This window comes from Corynebacterium callunae DSM 20147 (assembly GCF_000344785.1).
Taxonomy (GTDB): domain Bacteria; phylum Actinomycetota; class Actinomycetes; order Mycobacteriales; family Mycobacteriaceae; genus Corynebacterium; species Corynebacterium callunae.
This window is the reverse complement of the sequence record NC_020506.1, coordinates 958,963-980,467: the sequence shown is the minus strand read 5'-3', so window position 1 is coordinate 980,467 and position 21,505 is coordinate 958,963. Positions and strand designations below refer to the sequence as shown.

The window sequence follows — 21,505 nt, the reverse complement described above, 5'->3', positions numbered from 1 at the left end:
TGTCATGAGATGAAGCTGACGTCCCTATTGAGTATTCCTACTGGGCAGGTGCGGGCGCTTCTGCAGATGGTGAAGATGGTACCGGCGTCTCGGAGGTAGTCACCGGAGCTGGCGGAGCAATCTCGCCTTCACCAATTGCCTCTGGTTCGGTGACGGAATCCCACAGATTTTCATACCACGGGCCGAGCGGTTCAGCTTCGGTGCCATAAGAGGTGACAGAAGTATCAGTTTCCAAAGCGGGATCCAAAATTCTAAAGGCGGTCTCCCCTGGTTCAATCACACCTAAACGCAGGCGTGCTTGTTCGCGGATATAGGCTTCGGACCGGTAACGCTCCAGGTCTGATTCCAATTGCGTGATTTGCTGCTCTTTGGCGGCAATTGAGGCCTGCGTATGGGCAATTTCAGAGCGCAATTGAAAATAGTTGCGGACTGGGATGGCGATAACAAAAAGAATGACCAACACCGCAACCGCCAGGGATGCAAGTCCGACGGCGCCAAGCTTAAAAGGGGCGCGAGCTGCAGAAACGGTCTCCGATGCCCGTTCCCTGCTGGAGACAGGAACGATTCCTTTATGAGACTTCTTCTGCTTTGCCATAACCCTTGATCTTAGTCATATGCTTTAAAAACCTGCTTTGCGACGCCCCCACTCACGCCAAATCCCCAGCAACCAGGGAGGTTGCTGGGGCGTTGGGGTCAAGCGTCGAAAAGCGTATTAGCCCTGGAAACGAGGGAATGCGCCACGGCCTGCGTAAACTGCAGCGTCGCCGAGCAGCTGCTCGATGCGCAGCAACTGGTTGTACTTTGCAACACGGTCGGAACGTGCAGGAGCACCGGTCTTGATCTGGCCGCAGTTAAGTGCGACTGCGAGGTCAGCAATGGTGGTGTCCTCGGTCTCACCGGAACGGTGGGACATCATGGTGCGGTAGCCATTGCGGTGTGCAAGGTCAACAGCGTCGAAGGTCTCGGTGAGGGTACCGATCTGGTTGACCTTAACGAGAAGTGCGTTAGCAGCCTTCTTGTCAATGCCTTCCTGCAGACGCTCAGGGTTGGTCACGAAGAAGTCATCGCCAACGATCTGAACTTTGTCGCCGATCTGAGCGGTGAGGTTGGTGTAACCCTCCCAGTCATCTTCTTGCAGTGGATCCTCGATGGAAACGATTGGGTATGCAGCTACGAGCTCTGCATAAACGTTAGCCATCTCCTCAGCGGTGTGCTCGCCACCTTCGAAGTGGTACTTGCCATCCTTGTAGAACTCGGAGGAAGCAACGTCAAGTGCAAGTCCGATGTCCTTACCTGGGGTAAAGCCAGCCTTCTCAATTGCCTCAACGATAAGGTCAAGTGCCTCGCGGGTAGAGCCAACGGAAGGTGCAAATCCACCCTCGTCGCCCAGGCCGGTGGACAGACCCTTTGCCTTGATGACGGACTTGAGTGCGTGGTAAACCTCAGCACCCTGACGCAGTGCCTCAGCAAAGGTCTCAGCACCGATTGGAGCGATCATGAATTCCTGAACGTCCACACCGGAGTCAGCGTGTGCGCCACCGTTGATGATGTTCATCATTGGAACTGGAAGAACGTGAGCGTTTGGTCCGCCGATGTAGCGGAACAATGGCAGGCCAGCGGATTCCGCTGCTGCCTTTGCCACTGCCATGGAAACGCCAAGGATGGCGTTTGCGCCGAGGCGGGACTTGTTTGCAGTGCCGTCGAGCTTGATCATGGCCTCATCGATCAGACGCTGATCGTCGGCCTCGAGGCCAGCGAGCTCGTCGCCGATCTCTTCATTAACGTTCTCTACTGCCTTAAGAACGCCCTTGCCCAGGTAGCGATCGCCACCGTCACGTAGCTCATGAGCCTCGTGAACTCCGGTAGATGCGCCGGAAGGAACACCTGCGACACCGTGGGAGCCATCGTCCAAGAAAACCTCTGCCTCAACGGTAGGGTTTCCTCGGGAATCGAGAATTTCGCGAGCGAATACGTGCATGATTTCAGCCACTGTGGCCTCCTATGCCAACTTGGGAGCTATCCAGAATAATTACGTCATTAAAAACCATCACCCTAAAGCACTGGCTTTCAATCACGTCTGCCTCCAATTGTTGCATGAATCTCGTTTCCATGACGCAATCACATGGATTTAGTGGAATATAACACCCCTTTTCCTGCCCATTTATGTCCGAAACCACACATTCCCACATTTTCTTAGGGCTTAAAGGATGTCGAAAACTGTGTTCTTTTGGCTTTATTTTTAAGCGCTAAATTGCCGGCTGTCGCAAAGCGTAGGAAGCCGCGGCGTCACGCACGTCAATTAGATACTGATTGGACATGTTGTAGGCGTGTACCGCAGCAGTCCACCCTTCAGGAGTGGAGAGGTCTCCGCCACTAGAACACAAAAGATTGGCAGCACTTAAGGCAGCATCATCAATCTGATTGGGGTTTGCTACCCCATCACCATCGGCATCCAGACCTAAACGCTCCCAAGACTCTGGAATAAATTGCATCGGACCGACTGCGCGGTCATATTCCGTATCCCCATCCCACTGCCCACCGTCAGAATCAGGAATTTCTGCCAGGCCAGGTGAGCCATCTAGTGGAACACCGATAATTGGTGGATCTGCAATACCGTTTTCATTAAGGTTACTGCCGCCAAAAAGCTTGCCATTGTAGGTGCCATGGCGAGTTTCAATTTGTCCAATTCCAGCAAGCGTTGTCCATGCAATGTTGCAATTTGGCCAAAATTCAGTGGCAATCAATTCGGCGTTTCCATAGGCCGCCATTGCCTGAGGTGAGATTCCGGTGTCAATTGCAATGGGTTCTGCCCAAAAATTTAGGTGTTGGGAGGTACGACCCTCGGCATTGATATCAATTTCCGGAACTACCTCACCACGCGCAGGTGGCACGTCTGCCGGGATCTGCTCCAGTTGCCGATTTGGTGCGGCATTATCCATCACACTTAAGGCCCAGCCGACAAAAGAGATCACCATGACCACTGCCAACACTGCACCGCAGCCAAATCCCAATGTCTTCTGAAGCCCTGAACTCATGAGATTCGATAGTACCGATTCCGCGGAAAACTCCGACATTCCCACATTTTCCCGACATCCTTAAACCTGAGGAAATCCTAAAATTGCTTAGTTTTGAAATTAATTTTCTTAAGCTTTCAACCCTCAGGCAACTCACATAAGCCTTAGTAAGGCACTATTGATGCACCTCAAAGGCCTTTTTATATAGATATATATAAACTTAACTGACTCTAAAGAATTTCAAAGGACTTTATTATAATTGTCACAAACGCCCCCATGCCCTCTAGAGGGTATCCCTAGTTTAAGGAGAAAAACCCGTGAAGATTTCACGTCGTATCGCCATTGCCGGAACTTCCGCAGGAATCGCTATCGCCGCTTTGGCTGCACCAGCTTCCGCAGTTAACTTCGCAAGCATGTCCTCCATCAACAAAGAACTAGACGACCGCTACAACTGGATTCCATGTGGAATCCTCGAGTCCACGCTAACCCAGGGTGGTGTTCTTGAAGAAGGTCAGTACAACCGCGAGCTGGCAGAAGCAATCACCGCTAAGGGCGAGGGCTGGCTGACTGCACAGTACCCGCAGGTTGGCGCTTGGAATGCAGACCAGGCTGCAGCAATTGCAGACCGCGCACAGGTTTGTGGCCTCGTCAAGGAAGATACTTACATCTCTGAGCTCTCCTCCACCCTTTCTTCCTAAGCTCAGCTACGCCGGGGGTAACCCCAGTAGCATCAATGACACCATTCGCCACATCAGTCACATCTTTTAACGTAAGATTCTGGCTGTTGTGGCGTTTGTCATCTCATGTGATACTTGCCTAGTAAAATCCCAAGACTTTAAGGAAATACCATGAAAAAGCTACGCATTGCCACCATCGCAGCGGCATCTATCGCCTTGACTGCTGGACTTACCCCTGCAGCATCTGCCCAGGACCTCAGCGTGATCAATACGGCGATCGACAACTCCGATTGCCAAATCCTCGAGGCTGCGGTTTATAACTCCGGCCTGGCTCACGCTAACACCACTCGTTCTGAGTTCGCAGCTACCCTGCGTACCTCAGGTGCGGTTAACCAGCTTCCTTCCCCAATGAATCTGGTTGCCGTTGCATATTCTGAGCGCATTGCCAACCGCGCTTTGGCCTGTGGCATCGTTAAGGAAGACCGACAGGACTTCATGACTCAGCTGCAGGTTATGTCTTCTAACCTCTCCTCAAGCTTGATCCTGGGCTAATTTCTCGCTCGCCTTACCCAAGGCCCACAATCTTTCTTGTTCGGCTTCAGCAACAATTCCGGTTGAGCCATCAAAAAGATAGGGTGCACGCGAATGCATTTTGGCCACAAAACTCGCCGCCACGTCGGACAGCTCAAATTGTCCCCGACGGGCGGCGATTTCTGCATGAAAAAGCACCTGTAAAAATACATCGCCCAATTCTTTGCGGATTTCTGCCTCATCCCCGCTTAAAATTGCCTCAATAAATTCCTCAGATTCCTCACGAAGATAAGGGATCAGGCTTTCATGAGTTTGGGCTTTTTCCCATTCACCGCGGCCCACAGCCGCCCGCATGACCCCGACTGCCTCAGCCACTGGATGCGGGCGGGCGTCGAAAAGCTCATCGGTGCGCCCGTGTTGCGGGTTGGCGGTAATAAACCAGGGGGCGCTTTGCGACGTTTTGATGCCTAAAAAGGAAAGGTCTAAGGGGAGATCAACGTCTATTTCAACTGCTTCACCCCGCCCTAACACCGCTTCTAAAAAAGAAACGGGCAGGACGGGGTGTTGGGGGTCAATCAAAATGACAGTCATAACTGTCTAGATTAGTCGGCAGGATCCTCGGTTGTGCCCAGACGGTCATCAGCGAGGTCACGCACACGATTGATGTGCTCTGACTTATCTTCACCAAAGCGACCAGCAGCTGCATCAGCAGCCTTGTTTAGAAATTCATCAGACTTCTGCTCGCCTGCTTCAGAGTTCAAGAATTCGGTTGCTTTGTCTTTTGCGCTGTCAAAAATACCCATAAAGGTTCCTATCTATCTAGCATGTGAAGATCTTGTGACGCCCGAGGATACGCGAAATTTAGCTTCTTTGTTGTGGTCGACTAAGTTGATTGGGTGCACAATCAAACTGAGACTGGAACTGTGGCCACCAGCCAAACGGTTTCTATGCGAACACTCATCGCATTAATTATTGGATCAACTGTCGGCGCCGGAATCTTTTCATTACCCCAAAATATTGGTTCTGTTGCTGGCCCCGGTGCGATGCTTATCGGCTGGATCATCGCCGGCATCGGTATGCTATCCGTTGCATTTGTCTTTCACGTTCTCGCGCGCCGTAAGCCAAATTTGGATTCTGGCGTTTATGCCTATGCCCGAGTGGGACTGGGTGACTTTGTGGGCTTTTCCTCGGCGTGGGGTTATTGGCTAGGCTCTGTTATCGCCCAAGTCGGCTATGCAACCCTTTTCTTCTCCACCTTGGGGCACTATGTTCCTATCTTTTCTGGAGATCACCCTATCGTTCTAGCCATTGCTGTCAGCCTTTTGACCTGGCTAGTTTTTGCCGTTGTTGCCCGTGGTGTCACCCAAGCTGCCTTCTTGACCACCCTAACCACCGTGGTAAAGATTCTGCCACTGCTGTGTTTTATCATCCTGGTAACTTTCCTTGGGTTTAGTTGGGATAAGTTCACCCTTGATTTTTGGGCCACCAATGGCGATATTGGCAGTGTTTTTGACCAGGTCCGCGGCATTATGGTCTATACCGTGTGGGTGTTTATCGGTGTGGAAGGAGCTTCGGTTTATTCCCGCCAAGCCCGTTCCCGCAATGACGTTAGCCGAGCTACGGTCATCGGTTTTATAACAGTACTTCTGCTGCTGGTTTCTATTTCCTCCCTCAGCTACGGCGTACTCACCCAAGCTGAACTTGCCGCACTGCCCGATAACTCAATGGCATCAGTACTGGAGGCTGTAGTAGGTCCTTGGGGTGCTGCACTAATTTCTGCTGGCCTATGTCTATCTGTTTTGGGCGCTTATGTTTCTTGGCAGATGCTTTGCGCCGAGCCACTGGCCATGATGGCCATGGACGGACTAATTCCCCGCAAGATTGGTGCAATTAATAGCCGTGGTGCGGCGTGGATGGCACAGCTAATTTCCACCATCGTGATTCAGCTTTTTATTGTGGTTTTCTTCCTCAATGAAACCACCTATGTATCCATGGTGCAGTTGGCCACTAACCTTTATTTGGTTCCTTATCTCTTCTCCGCTATTTACCTGGTTTTGCTAGCAACTCGTGGCAAGGGACTCACCCACCCTCATGCTGGCACCCGCTTTGATGATTCCGGCCCGGAGATCCCTACAGCAGAAAACCGCAAGCACCTCATCATCGGTGTGGTCGCGATGGTCTATTCCATCTGGCTCTTTTATGCCGCTGATCCCCAATATGTTCTCTTTGGAGCCATGGCGCTGCTTCCTGGGCTTATTCCTTATGTTTGGACTCGTCTTTACCGTAAAGAGCAAGTTTTTAATACCTTTGAGTGGGGTGTAGTGATTGTGTTGGTGATTGCCGCCGGCGCAGGTGCCATTGGACTTATCAACGGCACTCTCAGCCTTTAAGGATTCATGCAAGTTTTTGCCAAGCAACTCCAAGGCGATAGTTTAAAAGCTCCTATTAATACAACAGCCTTTACTATTTAATCGGAGCATAATTACGGTGTGAATGAATGGCGTACAATTTCGCTTACTGATACCACCGCAACCACCGTAATTTTGCTGCTTATTGCCTTAACCATGGTGGTTCCAGCCGTCGGACTTTTTAAAGCTCGACGACGCAAAGCCACATTTATTGCGTTGCTATCTGCTTTTCTGGTGGTAGCCCTGGCTTGGCTGGTGCTTGAAAAGCTGTGGAAACCTTTTCCAGATGCCAACCCACTGAGCATCTATGCAGCCTGTATCCCTGCCGTCTGGTGTTTGTTGAGCATGTTGCTCCACTCCGGACGACGCACTCTTTTTGCGATCCTCACCATCATTGCGCTGCTTAATACCGCGGCGGTGGGTAATCTGATTTTTCAGTCCTACCCCACTCTTGGATCCATTAATCCTCAAGCAACCAATATTGCTATGTCCTATGAGGAATTTTCGCAGCTCACTAGCCCTCCGACGCTGCCCGATCACCCTGACCAACAGGTAGGCGCCCTGGTCACGGTGTCGCTCGACGGGACCGCGGATGGATTAGCACCAGGTTTTGATGCGCGCGATGCTTTCGCCTACGTTCCTCCAGCTTATTGGACCCACCCCGATGTCCGATTGCCGGTGATTGTGCTGTTGGCTGGCAATCCCGGTGAACCTGATCAGTGGTTTAGTAGTGGCCAGGCCTCCGAAACGGCAGACAACTATCAAGCAACCCACGATGGCATTAGTCCCATTGTGATCAGCGTTGATGGCACGGGCTCTTTTTCAGGCAACCCCGCATGTGTTGATGGTCCAGACCTGAATATCATGACCTACCTTTCCCAAAACGTCCCAACCTTGGTGAAACAGAAATTCCACGTTAACTCCGACCAAAAAACTTGGACTATCGGTGGTTTAAGTTATGGCGGTACATGCGCATTCCAGGTTGTCACCAACCATCCCGATGCCTATGGCTCTTTCTTAGATTTTTCCGGCCAGGCCGAGCCAACGCTCGGCACCCGCCAAGACACCGTTAATAAGCTTTTCGACGGAGATGAATCAGCGTTTATTGCCGTAAATCCAGCTGATCTACTCACCACTGCCATTAATACAGGCGATCGACGATATAGCCAGTTAGCAGGCAAATTTATCGCTGGACAATCCGATAAAGAAGCTCTTAGGGCACTTCAAAACCTCAATGAACTAGCAACTCAAGCGGGCATGTCCACCTCCTTTGATAGCGTTCCAGGTGGGCACTCCTTCCAGGTCTGGCGGGTTGCTTTGGCAGATAGTTTTGAGTGGGCAGCCCAACGCGGTGGATTGGAGGAAAACTAATGGAAAACCAAGTGCAGGAGACGTCGCAAAGCTTTAAAAACGCCGCGCACTGGGGCGCTGGACAATTGCGCCAAGCCCCAATTAGTTTTGCAGCGCTATTGCTTATGTGGTTGCTGTTGGCGCTGTTGGGTTCTGATAGTAATCAGCTGCTGAACCAGCTGGGCATGAGTACCTCTTGGCAATGGGGCGAACCGCTGTTGCCTACTGCTGGGCTGACAACCGCCAACCTGCGCGGTGCACTGATGTCATCTTTGTGGTTGATTTTGTTGGCGATCCCCGCTGAGAAAGTCCTGGGCAGCCGCAAATTCCTATTTTTCACCTCAGTACTTTATCTGCTTTCCATCCCACTCAGCCTTGCACTGGTGGAGATTTTTGAGCATCCTAATGTTGAAATTGGCACCGAAAGCCTACTGGCAACTACCCTGCTCACTCCCGATTTTTGGATCTTTGGCATTGCTGCAGTGGCCTCAGGTTATCGTTCCCTTTTGTGGCGTCGCCGTATCCGTTTGGCCTTGTTCAGCATCTCTTTAACCCTGCTGTTTTATACCGGAACAATCGCCGATATTGCGATCTTCAGCACCGTTTTAGTGGGAACTATCTGGGGTGAGATCTTAAGAATTCGTCGTTCCGAGTCAAGTTCTCTACATAGTCTTCTCCCTGGCCCTTGGTCACTCCGTGAAACCCGAATCATCGTCGCTATTGTGATGTCAGTTAGTGCGCTGGGTCCCGTTATTGCTGGACTAAATCCCCTCACAGATGGCCCATTTTCTGGATCCACCAGGCTAATTTGGACTCCTGCTGTTAGCGAAGAAAGAATGCATCACCTGTGCCGGGTTGATATCAACTCCACTGGATGCCAAGAAGCATTAGCACAATTGCAACAACATGGATTTACGCCAATGCTGGCCAACCTAATTCCAGTTATTTTGACCTTGATTCTGGCTTTAGGGCTGAGTCGCGGCAGAAAAGCTGCTTGGTGGTTATCGGTGGGCGCACAAATTGTTACCTTGGCAATATTGCTCTTCCAAATGAAACGCCTCACCTCTGATGCCACCGATATTGTTGGTTTCTTCAACATATTTAAAGCATTAGTTCCATGGGTCATTGTCTTAGGTCTGCTGCTGATTTTCCGCCGTTCCTTCTCAATTTCTATTGAAGCTGCGAAGGTTTTTAGAGCAATCCGCGCAATTACACTCACTTTCTTAGGCACCGCCTTGTTATGGGTTTTTGGTGCACAGCTTGCTGCACAGGCTTTCCATCCGCATGCCACTTTTGGGTTAGCAATTCAAGAACTTCCCATGCGTTATCTTCCTCCGACCGTGGGAACTGTTCTCAACCACCACCTCTTCCCTCATGATCCGGTGGGGTGGGCATTATTTGAGTGGACTGGCACCATCTTTTGGCTTGTTACAGCGGTAATCATGTACCGCTTCCTCATGGGTGTTGCCAACACTCAAGCTGAAACTGACCGCACCCTTGCCACCCAACTCTTAGAAAGTGGCAGTGGTGATCACCTTTCCTGGATGACTATTTGGGATGGAAACTCCTATTGGTTTGCCCCAAACAAGGCTGGATATGTGGCTTATCGTCTGAGAAACGGCGTTGCCATTAGCCTTGGCGAACCTGTCACGGCAGCAGGTAGCCCAGCAACTGCGCGGATTTCCCTCGCCTATGAATTTGAAGAATTTGCAATGAATCAAGGCTGGCAGGTGGCCTGGTATTCAGTGCGCGAGGACTTCACCGATGCCCTCAAAGAAAAAGGACACCGCCGCCTACGCATCGCCGAAGAAGCGGTGCTTAGCACTGAACTAGCTGAATTTAAGGGCAAGAAATTCCAAAATGTGCGCACTGCCCGCAACCGCGCACTTAAAGAAGGCATCAGCACCCAATGGGCCACCTGGGCTGCAGCTGGATCAGAGATGCAAAATAAAATCATTGATCTCTCCGAAGAGTGGGTTTCTGAAAAAGCCCTGCCGGAGATGGGCTTTACCCTAGGCACCGTCACAGAACTTGCCGACCCCCAAACCCATTTGTTGCTTGCACTAGATGAGCAGGGACATCTACACGGCATAACTAGCTGGCTGCCGGTTTATGAAAACGGCCAAGTCATTGGCTATACCCTTGATATCATGCGGCGTGATCCCCAAGGATTCCGCTCGGTCATTGAGTTTCTCATGTCCGAAGCCGTCCTTATTGCCAAAGAACAGGGTTTGCGGTGGGTCTCACTCTCCGGGGCGCCATTGAGTACTCCCCCGGAACAACAAGATGCTGGAGCTTTAGGCAAAACACTTGATCTTTTGGGTCGCACCATGGAGCCTTTTTATGGCTTCCGTTCGCTGGCGGCGTCCAAAAACAAATTCCAGCCTGAACATCATGGCTGGTATCTGTGTTATCGCGATGAACTAGCTTTGCCTGCAATCGGTGTGGCGATTGCAGGCTGCTATGTAGATGGTTTCCCTTGGTCGCTGTTGTCCAGCCTCAAACTATTGGGTAACCGAGATAACGGATGATTTCTTAGCTGGCTGCCCGAGACGAGGGCCACGGACATTAATTTCCTCCAGGTTAAACATCTTGGAAATAAAGTCCGCTACCCACTGCAGAAGATCAACATCGCGCAGCAAAGGATCGGTAACCTTCTTGCCTGCCTTGGGGAAAGACAGCTGGATCGCCTTTGCTGCAGCCCTATAACTAGCACCTGGGAAAAGACGCTTGAGGCGCACCTGCTGAGAATCTGCCAGATCAACTGGGTGCACCTTAATGCGAGTACCCTGCACCGCAATATCGGTGAGATGTGCCTGACGCATGAGGTGACGCAATCGCGAAACCGCCAAAAGCCTAGATACTTCTTCAGGAATGGGGCCATAACGGTCCTCCATTTCCTCCACTGCCAGACGCAGATCCACCTCAGATTCAGATTGCGCAAGCTTGCGATAAATTTCTAGGCGCAGGCGTTCGGCATTGATGTACTTCTCTGGAATATGGGCATCCACCGGCAAATCAACGCGGATTTCCTTTGGTCCTTGTACCGTGCCATCCACTGGTTTTCCGTCGGCAAGCGCCCTATAGGCCTCAACAGCTTCGCCGACTAGGCGAACGTAGAGGTCAAAGCCCACGCCGGCAATATGGCCGGACTGCTCCGCACCAAGCACGTTGCCCGCGCCACGCATCTCGAGGTCCTTCATGGCAACGGCCATACCGGCACCCAAATCATTGTTTTGGGCAATGGTAGCCAAGCGGTCGTAGGAGGTCTCAGTCAAGGTCGCACCCTTGGGATAGAGGAAATAAGCATAACCACGTTCACGGGAACGTCCCACACGACCACGCAACTGGTGCAACTGTGAAAGGCCCATATGGTGGGCATTTTCCACAATCAAGGTATTGGCATTGGAGATATCAAGACCGGTTTCCACAATGGTGGTACACACCAATACGTCATATTCGCGATCCCAGAAGCCCTGAACAGTTTGTTCCAGCAGCTCTTCACTCATCTGGCCGTGCGCCACCACTACCCTGGCCTCCGGGACCAGATCGCGGATTTCGCGGGCCTTCTTTTCAATATCGGCAACCTTATTGTGAATGAAGAAGACCTGGCCATCACGCAAAAGCTCACGCCTAATAGAGGCCGCTACCTGCTTATCTTCATAGGGGCCGACATAGGTCAGAATTGGGTGACGATCCTCCGGTGGAGTCAAAATGGTGGTCATCTCACGGATACCCGCCATCGACATTTCCAAGGTACGAGGAATTGGGGTAGCAGACATGGTCAAAACATCCACGTGAGTACGCAGTGCCTTGATGTGTTCTTTGTGTTCCACACCAAAGCGCTGCTCTTCATCGACAATAACCAAGCCAAGGTTTTTCCAATGCACACCGGTTTGCAGCAAACGGTGTGTACCAATAACAATGTCAACTTCACCTGAAGCCAAGCCCGCTAGTGTTTCCTTGGATTCTGCGCGGGAGGTAAATCGGGAAAGCCCCTGAATCTTGATAGGGAATCCGGCCATACGCTCTTCAAAGGTGGACTGATGCTGCTGTGCCAACAGGGTTGTTGGCACCAACACGGCTACCTGTTTGCCATCTTGGACTGCTTTGAAGGCAGCACGTACTGCCACCTCGGTTTTGCCATAGCCGACATCGCCAATGATGACGCGGTCCATGGGCACACTTTTTTCCATGTCTTCTTTAACTGCGTCGATGGCGAGCATCTGATCTTCAGTTTCGACATAGGGGAAGTTATCTTCCATTTCTTTTTGCCAGGGTGAATCCGGGGCAAAGGCATGTCCTGGTGCGGACTGGCGCTTGGCATAGAGTTCTACCAATTCACCAGCAATTTCGCGCACCGCAGCGCGCGCCTTCTTCTTGGCGTTTTTCCAATCAGAGCCACCCATTTTGGAGAGTGCTGGCTTCTCGCCACCGACATAACGGCTCAGCATATCCAGCGAGTCCATGGGGACATAAAGCTGATCGCCGGGCTGTCCACGTTTGGAGGGCGCATATTCCAGCACAATATATTCCCGGCGTGAAGTCTCATCACCTGCGGAAATGGTGCGCTCGGTCATTTTGACAAAGCGACCAATGCCGTGGGTTTCATGCACCACCAAGTCACCTGGTTCCAGCGCCAAGGGGTCAACCTTATTGCGGCGACGCGCCGGGCGCCTTTTAGCACCAGCAATATCGCCGACACGGTTACCAGTGAGGTCGGTTTCTGTAATAACAACCAGTGGCATCGCCTCGGCATCGCGGTGCTTGCGCACCTTAGGAAATACCAAACCGGCATGGCTCAGCGCATGGTAGAGCGTGACTTCCCCGGGGCTGGGCTCCCAACCAGGGCTGGCCACGTGGGTAGGAATGCCCTTTTCAGCAAAGCGATCCACCATGCGTTTAATAGCGCCCTCATTGGGGGCAATAAAGGCTGCTCGTCCATGTGCGGTGGTGTGGGCCAATAATTGGCCCATCATTTCCTCAATTTTGGGCAGTTCACCGCGGGGCGTGGGCCCGGCTTCAAAATCCAAAGGCAGGGTGGCTGCCTCGGAGGCCTCAAACATGCCCGGCGGGGCGAAAGTCCACCAGGCAAAAGCGCTTTTCGACGCCGACTTCTCCAGGCTTTCATAGCTTCTATAACTAGAAGCCTCCAGATCAAGACCTTGCACTGCTACTGGACCATCGGCACCCATGGCAGCAGCTTCCCAACCAGCCATCAGGAATTCTGCGTCGGTGGCTTCCAAATCAGCAATACGAGTGCGGACTTTTTCCGGAGCAATAACCACCACATGGGTGTTTTCTGGCATTAATTCCAGCATGGGCACCATGGGAGTATCCGTCAGCGCAGGGATGAGAGCTTCCATGCCATCGGTATCTTGATGATCTGCAATTCGCGAAAGCATTTCCACCAAGGTGGGGTTACCAGGGTGTTTAACCATTAATTCAGCAGCACGCTGGGCAACTGCATCAGTGATCAGCAGCTCACGAGCTGGGTAGATATCAATGCTATTGATGGTGATTTCGGGGATGGTGCGCTGATCAGCCACAGAGAATTGGCGGATTTCCGAGACCTCATCACCCCAAAATTCCACACGCACTGGGTAATCAGAAGTAGTGGGGAAAATATCGAGGATGCCACCACGGGTAGCAAATTCTCCTCTTTTGGCCACCATATCCACATGCTTATAAGCACGGAAGACTAATTCCTGGCCCAAGGTTGCAAAATCAAATTCGCCACCTTCGGACAAAGTTAAAGGAGCACGGCCTTCTGCGGTTTTGAGCACCGGTTGGCAAAACCCGCGAGCTGCAGTGACCACGATGGAGGCGTCGAAAAGCGTATTTAGGACCTTCGCGCGGTGCCCGACAATATCTACGCCGGGACTCAGACGCTCATGTGGCAGGGTTTCCCAGGAGGGAAACCAGGCCACTTTATCGCCCATCATCGCCTTGAGCTCGGCGGTGAGGTCTTCGGCCTCGCGTCCGGTGGCGGTAACCACCAGCACCGGCGCGTGGTGCGCCAAGGTGCCCAGCGCCCAGGGACGAGCTTGATCGATGCCAGTGATGTGGAGCTGCGGGGCACCCACATTGCTGATCATGCCCTTAAGTTTGGGATCAGTTGCGGCTACTTTAAGTAGGCCTGCCAACATTGGTGTCACGCTTCAATCTCCTTGATTACATTCACTACTTCGGGAACTTCTTTTTCAGCGTCTTTACCAAAAATTGCTCCGCGATCACTACTTTGGGGAGTTAATTTGGGATCAGCTTCCATGCCCGTGAGACCATTCCAGCACAGGTTGACAATGTGGGCGGCCACTTCTTCTTTACAGGGACTACGTTCATCAAGCCACCATTGTGCTGTCATGGACACCATACCGACCAATGCCTGGGCATAGAGGATCGCTTTAGAAGAATCCAAGCCTGAGCGTTGGAACGCGTTTCCTAAAATATGGGAAACCTGGGTGGTGGCGTCATTAAGCAAGGTGCCATAGGAGCGGTTCTCCCCGGGGCGCATATCGCGCACCAATATAAGGAAGCCATCAGTTTCATCTTCCACATAGGTCAACAGTGCCAGCACTGCTTGTTCAATGCGGTAGCGCGAACGCCCCTTTTGCAGCGAACCGGTGATCATCGCTTCAAGTTTGAGCATCTCACGATCAATCACCACCGCATAAAGGCCTTCTTTACCGCCGAAGTGCTCATAGACCACCGGCTTGGACACATGTGCACGAGCAGCGATCTCCTCTACACTTGCGCCCTCGAAGCCGCGTTCTGCAAAAACCTCGCGCCCAATGGAGATTAATTGCTCCCGACGCTCGATGCCGGTCATCCTTTGTCGAACCATATGAACCAGAATATCCCAGTAACCGCGACCCCAATAATTGGTTTTTTTAGACTTTCATGTAAACTCTATCGGTGCAGTCACTTACTACTGCAGTTTCCCATGGTGTAATCGGCAACACTACGGTTTTTGGTACCGTCATTCTAGGTTCGAGTCCTGGTGGGAAAGCAATTACTTGCCCTGATATGGGCAAAGGCTTTTTCTGCAGGTTTTTTAAGACCTCAGAAAACGCCTTTTTGCTGCGCTAGGCAGCAGTCGAAAAAATTACTCCCCACAAGATCTTGTGGGGAGTAATTTCGCTTTATACAGTTTTAAGCAGCCTGTGCCATGAGGTGGCTGGGCTGAGAAGAGCGAATGGTCTCCAGCTGTTCGCGAGCATCCTTTTCAATAAAGATCTTGCGGAAGCGAGAAATACGTCCCTCATAACCTGCTGCTGCAGCATCAAGAATGCTGTCTACGATATGAGACTTGAGCTGGCCATCAAAGCGCTCATGTAGGTCCTGTCGGATGCTCCACAGGTGGTCATGGCTGCGTTCGATGCGAGAAATCTCGGCTTGGATGTGCTTCACAGTGTTATTCCTTTCTTGAAGAAGAAGTGAGGTAAAAAGTTTCAGAGCCGGTGCCCTAAAAGTGGGGTTCATCTTCTTAACCCCGTTTGTTAACTTAAAGTTAACCTTAGACCTTTTCCATTCATCTTTGCAAATAGCCAATGATTGGCTTTCCCCAAGAAAATTTTTCAGCTCTTAAGCACTCCAGGCGCGCCACAGGCTTTCATAACGTCCTTTTTGAGCACGCAGCTGCTCATGGGAACCAGACTCCACAATCTCCCCATCTTCCATAACAATGATGCGATCAGCAGAAATTGCCTGGTTAAGACGATGCGCCACAATAATTGTGGCCCGTCCTGCAATAACTGAGGCAGCTGCCTGCTCTAGAAAACGGGCCTGATCTGAACCAGATTCCGCAGTCGCCTCATCCAAAATCACCAGCGCCGGATTCAGTAATTCCACACGCGCTAAGGCCACCAATTGGCTTTCCACCGCACTGAGCTTAAAACCACCATCTCCAATGACAGTGTCCAAACCTTGAGGCAAGCGCTCTAACCACTTATCCCCCACTTTTTCCAAGGTGGCCAAAACTTCCGCATCACTAGCCGCGGGACGAGCCAGCTGGATATTCTCCCGCACCGAACCGCGGAAACAATGCACTTCTTGGCTGACCATAGCTACCTGCGCACGCAAAAAATCCGCATCTAGCTGGCCTATTTCCACGCCCGATAACCGTGCCTGACCACTAGTTGGATAGAGCATGCCAGCTGCAATAAGAGCCAGGGTGCTCTTGCCAGCACCGCTTGCCCCAACCACTGCCACGTGTTCACCAGGCAAAACAGAAAGATCGATGTTTTTTAACACGGGCTGGCCATCGAAGTGCTGGGTTACGTCGACAAGCTCTAAAGTGGCAGGTACTGGCACCTTTAAGGTGCCGCGCGGCAGCTCCTGGGCAGTATCAATGACGCCCACCATGCGGATTAATGAGGCGCCGGCGGATTGGATATCGGCGAACATCCCCACCAAAATGCCGATGGGACCAAAAAGTCGATGGAAAATCAGCGCTGCTGTAGAAACTGCGCCGACAGTGATCAGATTGGCATCAACGAGGAAGAAACCCACCAGCAAAATCAGGATCAAAGTAATGCACTCTGCCCGATTATTGCGTGAAAAAGCCCAGGTAATAAACCTAAAAACAGATATGGAAATATCCCGCGCCCGCCCGGAAGCCGCGTCAATGCGGCGCAATTCCACCTCGGCAGCACCATAAGCCTGCAAGGTAGCAGCACCTTCCACCGCCCCCAAAAGGCGTTGACTACGCACTCCAAAAGCTTCCCGTTCTTGGGTATACATCGGCCCTGAGCGGGGCAAATACACCCGCAAGGTGCTCCAATAAAGCGGAATGGCCACCAGCCCCACCAGGCCGAGCCGCCAATCCACGGCAGCCATACCCAGCGCCGAAACAATCACACTAAACATTGCCTGCACAAAAAGCGGCATCACGGCACTTGCCGCCGTAGACACCTCTCGAGAATCATCGGCAATGCGCGAAACAACATCACCGCGCCCGGCACGTTCCACCGTGTGCGCATCCAAGCTCAGCGCCGCTGCAAGCACCGCTTCGCGCAGGTGCGCAATGGCAGGCTCCAAAACCCTGGCCAATAACACTGTGCCCCACCACGTTCCCAGGCTGGCAACCACACCACCTGCCACCACCAGGCCCGCATACAGGGCAACCTCGCCAAAATCCGGCGTTTTTAGGAGCTTGTCGACGACTCTTCCCACTGCCCACGGACCCGCCAAACCTGCAATCGCCGTGGCTAAGCCCAGAATTATCACTCCGATAAGAGCCATTCGGTGTGGCTTAAGCACTGTGGCAGCCACCTGAAAAGCCCGGCGCGGAGTCGCTGAAGGCAAAATTTGGCTCATTTTTCTACCTCATCTGCAACACTTTTAAAGGCCGGGGAAGAACTTATAACCACCGTGGTTTTTCCTTTGCGGAGCTGATAAATCCCCTGCGCAATGGCCACTTCTGTCACTGAATCCACCGCACTGGTGGGATCTTGCAGGATAAGGACCTCCCGCTGGGTATAAAGCGCACGCGCCAGCGCTAACCTTTGGCGTTGACCACCGGAAAGGTTGGTGCCAGCATCATGAATTGCGGTGTTGAGGTTTAGTTCTTTAATACCCGCGGCTGCGATGATCTGTGGGTTTATTTCGATGTTAGGATCATGGCTCAGTGCAATATTAGAGCGAATTGTGCCTTCAAAAATATCCGCATTATGTGGTGCTTTTAGCGCATGTTCATGGTATTGGGGTAATTCCACAGACCCCGGTTGCAGCACAATAAAAGCTCCTGATTTTAGTTCCAGATCTGGCAGCGCTGCGGGCTGGGGTGTGGAGTTAAGAAATTCTGCAATGCGTGCTGCTGCACCATGCGCAATAGCTGACTCCCGCATGGAGTTTGTCAGCAGTCGAATCGGCTCAGACAGATAAACTGCCACACCAATAATCGCAATTAACTCCCCTGGGTTTAATTGCCCAGTGGTTACCCGCCATCCAGCCAATAGCAGGACCACTGCGAGATTAAGAGCGATCGATAACTCGCCAATTCCAGCTACCTTGCCGGTCGCTGCCGCGGTATTAATAGCTGCATATGCCGATTTCTGGGAGGCATCTTTATAAGCACTAGCCGCCCAACGTTCCCCGCCAATAGCTTTAAGTACTCTCAAGCCCGACATAATATCGCTGGCTTGGGCGCCCGCTGCTGCCAAGGTTTCTTGTTGGGTGGAACTTCTTTGGGAGATCCCGCGGCTGGCAAAGGCCACAATTCCAGCGATCACCGGTGCAAGTGCTAGTACGGCAAGCCCGACCAGCCAATCGCTAAGCAGCAAATATCCAGCAGCCCCACTAAACCCGGTTGCCGCAGATACTCCCGTACCGATTTGTCCAAAAACTCGGGTGGCGGAATCTGCATCGGCGGTGGAACGCGACATCACCTCACCAGGAACCAAGTCCTTAGCGCTGAGCCGTTTAAGTGCATGTTCGGCAACTTCCACACGGAGTGCATGGGCCTCAAAATTCACAGCTTTATTAAGTGCGCGGGATCCAAAGCGATAGGAATAGCTCAGCACCACAAAAAGCAGCGCAAAACCTGCCAGTCCAATGGCCAAAAGTTTAAGGGTGGGTTGCAAAATGGCGTGATCCACAATCAACCCAATGGCAATGGGAACCAGCGCTTCGCTAAGTTGCCAGAGGCCGAGGAAAAACCCTCCTAAAATTGAGTTTTTCCATTGGCGTTTAATACTGCGCTTTAAAATGCCAGTGCCGGTGACCTGGGGTGATGTCATGGAAGCCTTTCCCTAATGATCTCACCAGGTTATCTTAGGCAACACTGTCTTTAATCATGGGCTTAGTCAGCAGCCTGCTGATTTTCACGAAAATCCCGGCCTTCTTCATTTAGTTCATGCTGGCGCTGTTTCATCTTGGCAGCCTCATCAATGGAGCGCGGTGGCACCATATTGTGTTCCTCAGCAGGAATACCAGCCTGTAGCTGACGAGCACGGCCGATCTCAGCATCAATTTTTAGCCCCAGCACTAGGCAAATATTAAAAATCCACAACGCAATAATGATCGCCATTACGGAGCTGACTGCACCATAGGTATTAAAGGCTGCAAAAAAGGAGAAATACAGGTTTAATAAACCACCCGCGAGGATGATGCCACACACCGCAAAGATGGAGCCGGGGCTTAACCAACGAAATTTCCACAGCTTCACATTGGGCGCCCAATAATAAAGGGTGGCCACAAAGGTAATGAGCACCACCACAATCACCGGCCACTTCACCCAATTCCAAATAGGGATGAAGGTTTCACTGAGAAAGGTCAACAATGAGGTCAGATGCAGGGGTTCAGCAATTGGCCCTAATACGCCCATGACCAAGGTTTCATTAATAACCCAAGACACCAAGATAACCATGACTCCAAAAAGGAGACCCAGGTTAAGCAGCAACATCATTCCCCACTGTTTAAATAGTGGCCGGCCTTCGGTGCGCCCATAAACGGCGTTGGCACAGCGTGAAAAAGCACGGACATAGGCAGAAGATGTCCACAGTGCCACCAGCACACCAACAATCACACCAACTCGACCGCCAGTTGCAGAGCCGGCTACTGCATCAACCACACCCAAGACCACTTCTGCTTGTTCTGCGGGGAAATAGTTTTGAATCTGTCCTTTAAGCTGGGCAAGCACCTCTAAGGAATCACTAGCCAAAAAGAGGGTAATAGCGGAATAGCCCACTAATAACGCCGGCGCCAAGGACATAATAGAAAAGAAGGTGAGCAAGGCTGCCAGATCCAGCAGCCCCTCCGGGATGATATCTCGCAACACCCTTTTAAAGGCATATTTCCAACCCTCACCGGAGAGCTTTTTTATCCGCTCTGGATCAACATCGCGAGCCTCATTATAAATATCGGCGGCGATTAGTGTTGCATCTAAATGTCCTTGAGGTTGTACCACCGGTTTATCTTTGCATATTCCCAATTAAATATATAGGTTGTGCAAAGATTATGAGGCTAGCGGGTCTCGTCGAAAAGCACGCTTTTTATCTTTTTTCTCAATGGTTGTGCGTCGCACCGGCGCCCACTGTGGCAGCCGGTTGCTGTCCTTGTTCTACGATGACAAACTGCCCCATCATGCCCTGGTCCTCGTGATAAAGCATGTGGCAGTGATACATATACGGCCACTGCGGATCTGGGTAATAACCAAACTCCACAGCCAACGTTGCGCTCGCGCCGGGCGGCAATGCCACAGTGTCTTTCCAGCCTGCTTGAAAGAGCTCTACCTCGGTGTTATCCAGGGATAACACCTGGAAGCGCGCGTTATGGATATGGAAATTATGCGGCCAATCCGAATTATCATTAGTCACCGTCCATACCTCTGGGCCTTGATGATCAATAACCTCATCAACCCGCTGCATATCCATCATTTGATCATTGATGCTAAAAGTATTAAGCACAAAGCTGCGTTGCGGTGCGTCTTGAATATCTAAAGTCTCAGCTTTTTCTAAAATTCCCGGCAGTGGTTTTGGATCTTGCCCTGGACTGTCTGGACCAATGATGCTGAGCAATTCAAAGTGATCAGCCATGCCAAAATCTGGGGTGTACTTATCTGTTGGCACCCCAAAATTGTCCTTAAATCCGATGGACTCCAAGGTGACTTCTTCCGAAGGTTCTAGTTCCACCACAATTTCCCAGCGTTCCCCTGGTCCAAGAGCAATGTTGGTAGTTGAAAAAGGCTCCTGGAGAAATCCTGTATCGCTAGCAATAACGTCAAAGCTGCGCTTATCTGAAAACTGCAACTTAAAAAAGCGCATATTTGATCCATTGAGAATGCGCAATCGTATCCGGCACGTAGTTGCTTGAAATTCTGCGCCAGTGATGCCATTAACCGTGGGGGTATCTCCCAACAGGCCTAGATCAGGCAAATCGCTCTCATCCAAGGATCCATCTTCAAGGAAGCGGTGATCCATTAACACCAGCGGAATATCGTCTACTCCATAGTCACTCGGCAGATCCAGTGCTGCGGAGGTGTCATCTTCAATAATGAACATGCCTGCTAATCCCCGATAAGCATGCAAGCCAGTTAAGCCGTGGGTATGTGGGTGATACCAGAGACTGGCTGCTGCATTGACTACAGTCCAGCTTGCTTCCCAACTGGTGCCGGGCTCGATTGGAGAATGTGGACCGCCATCTGCCCTAGCTGGCAATTTCATTCCATGCCAGTGCATCGTGGTCATTTCATCAAGCTCATTTTTTACCGCTATATGGACCTCTTCGCCCTTTTTAGCAATCAGGGTTGGGCCAAGGTGTGCTCCATTAAAACCCCACGTAGTGGTGGTTTTATCGGGCAAAATCTGGCTTTCCCCCTGTTGTGCCACCAATTGGAAGTGCCTCTTATTGCCCTCTTGAGTTCCTGCGAGGAGTGGCGGAATAGGCAGCTTCCTTAAGGGCTGCTTTTGAGTACATCCGATTAATGCCTGCGAACCTGCTGCCGCAATTGAGGCCAGAGCCAATCCTTTAAAGAAAGTTCTGCGAGTTATTTGCGGCATGGAGTATCCTTTCGTGTCTTTTTCTA

At 51.5% G+C, this 21,505-nt stretch carries 17 protein-coding genes; 5 read left to right on the top strand and 12 right to left on the bottom strand.

What is annotated here, in order from left to right:
* Positions 1-37 precede the first annotated feature (37 nt).
* From H924_RS04625 to H924_RS04615, 3 genes are all read right to left on the bottom strand, one after another.
* Complete coding sequence (locus H924_RS04625; RefSeq protein ID WP_015650798.1) at positions 38-595, bottom strand: FtsB family cell division protein; 558 nt, start codon at positions 593-595, stop codon at positions 38-40.
* A 117-nt stretch (positions 596-712) separates the two neighbouring features.
* Positions 713-1,990, bottom strand: a complete 1,278-nt coding sequence (gene eno, locus H924_RS04620; protein WP_015650797.1) for a phosphopyruvate hydratase — start codon at positions 1,988-1,990, stop codon at positions 713-715.
* A 256-nt stretch (positions 1,991-2,246) separates the two neighbouring features.
* On the bottom strand, positions 2,247-3,035 hold the full coding sequence (locus H924_RS04615) for a lytic transglycosylase domain-containing protein (RefSeq protein ID WP_029703910.1): 789 nt from the start codon (positions 3,033-3,035) through the stop codon (positions 2,247-2,249).
* Positions 3,036-3,331: 296 nt separating this feature from the next.
* Here H924_RS04615 and H924_RS04610 point away from each other — a divergent pair, with 296 nt between their 5' ends.
* Together H924_RS04610 and H924_RS04605 are read left to right on the top strand one after the other, a co-directional pair.
* On the top strand, positions 3,332-3,712 hold the full coding sequence (locus H924_RS04610; RefSeq protein ID WP_015650795.1) for a porin: 381 nt from the start codon (positions 3,332-3,334) through the stop codon (positions 3,710-3,712).
* Positions 3,713-3,862: 150 nt separating this feature from the next.
* A complete protein-coding gene (locus H924_RS04605) occupies positions 3,863-4,243 on the top strand; it encodes a hypothetical protein (RefSeq protein ID WP_015650794.1) in 381 nt (126 codons plus the stop codon).
* On the opposite strand, the gene H924_RS04600 is transcribed toward H924_RS04605, so the two are convergent.
* Together H924_RS04600 and H924_RS04595 are read right to left on the bottom strand one after the other, a co-directional pair.
* On the bottom strand, positions 4,223-4,813 hold the full coding sequence (locus H924_RS04600) for a MazG nucleotide pyrophosphohydrolase domain-containing protein (RefSeq protein ID WP_015650793.1): 591 nt from the start codon (positions 4,811-4,813) through the stop codon (positions 4,223-4,225). The genes H924_RS04605 and H924_RS04600 overlap by 21 nt on opposite strands.
* A gap of 11 nt (positions 4,814-4,824) precedes the next feature.
* Entirely contained in the window at positions 4,825-5,025 is a 201-nt protein-coding gene (locus H924_RS04595; RefSeq protein WP_015650792.1) for an Rv0909 family putative TA system antitoxin, read from the bottom strand.
* Positions 5,026-5,118: 93 nt separating this feature from the next.
* On the opposite strand from H924_RS04595, the gene H924_RS04590 reads away from it, so the two are divergent.
* The 3 genes from H924_RS04590 to H924_RS04580 all read left to right on the top strand — a co-directional run bounded on the left by H924_RS04590 (position 5,119) and on the right by H924_RS04580 (position 10,511).
* The gene (locus H924_RS04590; protein ID WP_015650791.1) at positions 5,119-6,612 is read left to right on the top strand and encodes an amino acid permease; all 1,494 of its coding nucleotides are present in this window, start codon (positions 5,119-5,121) and stop codon (positions 6,610-6,612) included.
* 99 nt (positions 6,613-6,711) lie between these two features.
* Positions 6,712-8,001, top strand: coding sequence for an alpha/beta hydrolase (locus H924_RS04585; RefSeq protein ID WP_015650790.1), 1,290 nt, complete (start codon positions 6,712-6,714; stop codon positions 7,999-8,001).
* Positions 8,001-10,511, top strand: coding sequence for a bifunctional lysylphosphatidylglycerol flippase/synthetase MprF (locus H924_RS04580; protein WP_015650789.1), 2,511 nt, complete (start codon positions 8,001-8,003; stop codon positions 10,509-10,511). The genes H924_RS04585 and H924_RS04580 overlap by 1 nt, the downstream gene beginning before the upstream one ends.
* On the opposite strand, the gene mfd is transcribed toward H924_RS04580, so the two are convergent.
* The 7 genes from mfd to H924_RS04545 form a co-directional block, all read right to left on the bottom strand.
* Positions 10,485-14,129, bottom strand: coding sequence for a transcription-repair coupling factor (mfd, locus tag H924_RS04575; protein WP_015650788.1), 3,645 nt, complete (start codon positions 14,127-14,129; stop codon positions 10,485-10,487). The two genes, H924_RS04580 and mfd, sit on opposite strands and share 27 nt — an antisense overlap.
* A gap of 5 nt (positions 14,130-14,134) precedes the next feature.
* Complete coding sequence (locus H924_RS04570; RefSeq protein ID WP_035108076.1) at positions 14,135-14,824, bottom strand: TetR/AcrR family transcriptional regulator; 690 nt, start codon at positions 14,822-14,824, stop codon at positions 14,135-14,137.
* 308 nt (positions 14,825-15,132) lie between these two features.
* Positions 15,133-15,390, bottom strand: coding sequence for a three-helix bundle dimerization domain-containing protein (locus H924_RS04565; protein ID WP_015650786.1), 258 nt, complete (start codon positions 15,388-15,390; stop codon positions 15,133-15,135).
* Between the two features lie 174 nt (positions 15,391-15,564).
* Positions 15,565-17,298 carry an ABC transporter ATP-binding protein gene (locus H924_RS04560; protein WP_015650785.1) on the bottom strand — a complete coding sequence of 578 codons (1,734 nt, stop codon included), beginning with the start codon at positions 17,296-17,298 and terminating at the stop codon, positions 15,565-15,567.
* On the bottom strand, positions 17,295-18,719 hold the full coding sequence (locus tag H924_RS14680; protein WP_015650784.1) for an ABC transporter transmembrane domain-containing protein: 1,425 nt from the start codon (positions 18,717-18,719) through the stop codon (positions 17,295-17,297). The genes H924_RS04560 and H924_RS14680 overlap by 4 nt, the downstream gene beginning before the upstream one ends.
* 62 nt (positions 18,720-18,781) lie before the next feature.
* Positions 18,782-19,888 (bottom strand): YihY/virulence factor BrkB family protein, encoded by a 1,107-nt coding sequence (locus H924_RS04550; protein WP_015650783.1) that lies wholly within the window; start codon positions 19,886-19,888, stop codon positions 18,782-18,784.
* Between the two features lie 97 nt (positions 19,889-19,985).
* The gene (locus H924_RS04545; protein ID WP_015650782.1) at positions 19,986-21,479 is read right to left on the bottom strand and encodes a multicopper oxidase family protein; all 1,494 of its coding nucleotides are present in this window, start codon (positions 21,477-21,479) and stop codon (positions 19,986-19,988) included.
* Between the last annotated feature and the right edge of the window lie 26 nt (positions 21,480-21,505).